2 protein-coding genes are annotated in these 3,770 nt (G+C 38.3%); one reads left to right on the top strand and one right to left on the bottom strand.

Translation table 11 applies throughout. From position 1 onward, the window contains the following. Nucleotide 1: 1 nt before the first annotated feature. The gene (gene tyrS / locus ACMZ6U_RS09640; protein WP_416108230.1) at nt 2-1,258 is read right to left on the bottom strand and encodes a tyrosine--tRNA ligase; all 1,257 of its coding nucleotides are present in this window, start codon (nt 1,256-1,258) and stop codon (nt 2-4) included. Nucleotides 1,259-1,362: 104 nt separating this feature from the next. On the opposite strand from tyrS, the gene pbp1b reads away from it, so the two are divergent. Continuing rightward, a complete protein-coding gene (pbp1b, locus tag ACMZ6U_RS09635; RefSeq protein ID WP_416108229.1) occupies nt 1,363-3,768 on the top strand; it encodes a penicillin-binding protein PBP1B in 2,406 nt (801 codons plus the stop codon). Nucleotides 3,769-3,770: the final 2 nt, after the last annotated feature.

Genomic DNA, 3,770 nt, shown 5'->3' with positions numbered 1-3,770 from the left:
TTTAGTAGGTAAGTACGAAATATTTCTTTTTACCGCGACGGATGACCGTTAATTCTTGATCAATTTTATCATTATCAGATAAAGTGTATGTTAAATCCTGCATACGATCACCATTGATGTAGATTGCTCCGTTTTGAACGTCTTCACGTGCTTGACGTTTTGATGGTGAGATTCCTGACTTCACAAGGATTTCAACAATATTTAGGTCGTCTTCAGCATCAACTGAATGGTTAGGAACATTGCTTAGTCCTTGTTTTAATTCTGATGCAGATAGGTTTTTGATATTTCCTGCGAAGAGCTGCTCAGTGATATTGAGTGCTTGGCGATAGGCGTCTTCACCGTGGACGAGGATAACAACTTCTTTGGCTAATACTTTTTGGGCCAGTCGTTCATGACGTGCAGCATCAAATTGTTTTTCAATAGCAGCAATCTCATCTAGTGATAGGAAGGTGAAGATTTTTAAAAATCGAACAGCATCGTCATCCATAACATTAAGCCAGAATTGATACATTTCATATGGTGATGTTTTATCAGCATCAAGCCACACAGCATTTCCTTCCGATTTACCAAATTTTTTACCCGTAGCGTCTGTAATAAGGGGCACTGTGAGAACATGTCCAGTTTTATCGGCTTTACGGCGGAGCAACTCAGTTCCAGCTGTCATATTACCCCATTGGTCTGAACCACCAATTTGAAGTGTGACGTTATGTTTTTGGTTTAACTCATAGAAGTCGTAACCTTGCATGATTTGATAAGCGAATTCTGTATAAGAGATACCAGTTTCAATCCGTTTTTTAACAGATTCTTTGCTCATCATATAGTTAATGGTAAAATATTTTCCAACATCTCGAAGGAAATCAATGAAACTAACAGAGCCGAACCAGTCATAGTTATTAACCATCTCAGCTTTATTATCTCCGCTTTCAAAATCAAGGAAGCGAGAAAGTTGTCCTTGGATTTTGCCAACCCAACCATCAACGGTATCTTTGGTCTGTAAGCTACGTTCAGCATCTTTGAAAGATGGGTCTCCGATGAGGCCAGTAGCACCACCAACAAGGGCGTATGGTTTGTGTCCAGCTAATTGGAGGCGTCTTGATGTAAGGATAGCAACCAAGTGACCAAGATGCAATGAATCGGCTGTTGGGTCATAACCAGTGTAGTAAGAAACTGGTCCTTCTGTGAGGGATTTGACAAGAGCTTCTTCATCAGTCGTTTGGAAGACTAAGCCTCTTTCTTTTAACTCTTCAAAAATGTTCATGTAAGCCTCCAAAATAAGTTTTATACTAACCCTCATTATATCAGAAGTACTTTGTCCCATGCAAGCTATATAGAAGTTTGGTATAATGTTTGATGAGGTATTTTATGTCTAATTTTAAGAAAAAATCACGTTCTTGGTTACAAAAGGGAAGGCATAGTCTTTCCCTAAGGGGACCGAGACATAAAACAAATCGTTCTACTAAGAAAACGTCAGATCGTGACTGGTTTATGACAGATGGTTTGTCTATTTTATTACGTATTACGAAACTATTATCTAATTTTATTTATATCATCGTTTTGCTTTTTGTCATGTTAGGTATTGGTCTTGGGTTTGGGTATTTAGCAAGTCAAATTGATGGTGTTAAGGTACCTAATAAAACGGAGCTTATCAAAAAAGTTGAGACTGGTTCACTGATTTCTCAATTATCCTATTCTGACGGTTCTTTAATTTCAGATATTCATACGGACCTTTTACGTACACCTGTGCCTAGTGAGTCTATTTCTGAAAATTTGAAAAATGCTATTGTTTCAACCGAAGACGAGAATTTTAAGACGCATCATGGTGTTGTTCCTAAGGCTGTTTTTAGAGCTCTAATGTCGTCTCTTCTAGGTATTGGTGAGTCTAGTGGGGGATCTACCTTGACGCAACAACTTCTGAAGCAGCAAATTTTAGGAGATGATCCGACATTTAAGCGTAAAGCTAAAGAAATTATCTATGCTCTTTCTTTAGAAAAAGATATGGATAAAGATGCTATTTTAACATCTTATTTGAATGTATCGCCATTTGGACGAAATAATAAGGGGCAAAATATCGCTGGTGTCGAAGAGGCGGCTCAAGGGATTTTTGGTAAATCTGCTGCAGAGTTAACTGTTCCGCAGGCTGCTTTTATTGCAGGCTTACCGCAAAGTCCAATTGTGTATTCTCCTTATAATGGAGATGGCCGTTTGAAGTCAGATGAAGATTTATCATTTGGATTAACGCGGGCGAAAAATGTTCTTTATAACATGTACCGTGAGGGTTATCTAACTGAAGCAGAGTATAGATCTTATAAATCTTATGATCTGAAACAAGATTTTATAGCTTCTGATACAGTAGAAGCTTCGAAGCATGATTATCTTTATTACTCGGTGATGCAAGAAGCTAAGGGAATTATGTACGATTACTTAGTAAAAAAAGAAGCTGTATCTACTCAAGATTTGAAAAATGACGCGACTAAGGCGGCTTACGAAGAGCGTGCTTTAGAAGAACTTCAAACAGGGGGGTATCAAGTCATCACTACTATTAATAAGCCTATTTATAATGCCATGCAAAATGCTGTTAACCAGTATGGATCTATTTTAGATGATGGTACTGGTCGTACTGAAGTTGGTAATGTTTTGATTGATAATAGTACAGGAGGCGTTCTTGGTTTTATAGGTGGTAGGGATTATAAAATTAATCAAAATAACCATGCTTTTGATACGTTGAGATCGCCAGGTTCTGCGATTAAGCCTTTACTTGCTTATGGTCCTGCTATTGACCAAGGTTTAATGGGGAGTGCAAGTATATTATCTAATTACCCAACGACTTATTCTAGTGGTCAAAAAATTATGCACGTGGATGACGAGGGGACAGCTATGGTGACGCTTCAAGAAGCGCTCAATACTTCTTGGAATATTCCTGCCTTTTGGACTTATAAATTGTTACAAAATAAAGGGGTAGATGTTGAAGCTTACATGACCAAGATGGGTATCTCAATTGATAACTATGATATTGAGAGCTTGCCACTTGGAGGTGGTATTGGCATGTCGGTAGAACAGATGGCAAATGGCTATCAAATGATTGCTAATAATGGAGCTTATATTCGTGCCCATCTAGTTGATAAAATTGTAAATCATGAAGGTGAGGTTGTTTATCAGCATAAAGCAGAGCCTGTTCAGGTCTTCTCTAAAGCAACGGCAACAATTTTACAGGAATTACTTCGAGGACCAATCGATTCGGGGACAACGACTCAGTTTAAGAGTCGCTTGCAGTCCTTGAATAGCGGTTTAGCAAATGCAGACTGGATTGGTAAAACCGGTACCACTAATGACTATTCAGATGTCTGGTTGGCTCTTGCAACACCTAAAGTATCTCTAGCTTCATGGGCTGGACATGATAATAATGATTCTTTAGCTAAAATGACTGGTTATGATAATCATTCAAATTATTTAGCTAATCTGGTTAATGCGATTAATCAAGCGGATCCAAGTATTTTTGGCAATGGTCAAAAGTTCTCGCTGGATTCAAGTGTTATCAAGTCTACTGTCAATAAACAAACAGGTTTGAAACCTGGAACAGCCTCTGAAAATGGTCGACGTTATACTGTTAGTGGCAATACCACAACTAGTTACTGGGCTAAAAATGGTGCTGGAAATATGACTTATCGCTTTGCGATAGGTGGTACGGATAGTGACTACCAAAAAGCTTGGAATAGTATTATTGGTGGTGGTAGCCAGTCAACTATCATAAGAAGAAATAACCGTCGATAGAC

It is taken from the genome of Streptococcus pluranimalium (assembly GCF_047785745.1).
Taxonomy (GTDB): Bacteria; Bacillota; Bacilli; order Lactobacillales; family Streptococcaceae; genus Streptococcus; species Streptococcus pluranimalium_B.
This window is presented reverse-complemented; position numbering and strand designations above follow the sequence as displayed.

Coding starts and splice junctions, on each gene's coding strand:
- tyrS (WP_416108230.1), bottom strand. CDS start 1,258: ATGAACATTTTTGAAGAGTTAAAAGAAAGAGGCTTAGTCTTCCAAACG.
- pbp1b (WP_416108229.1), top strand. CDS start 1,363: ATGTCTAATTTTAAGAAAAAATCACGTTCTTGGTTACAAAAGGGAAGG.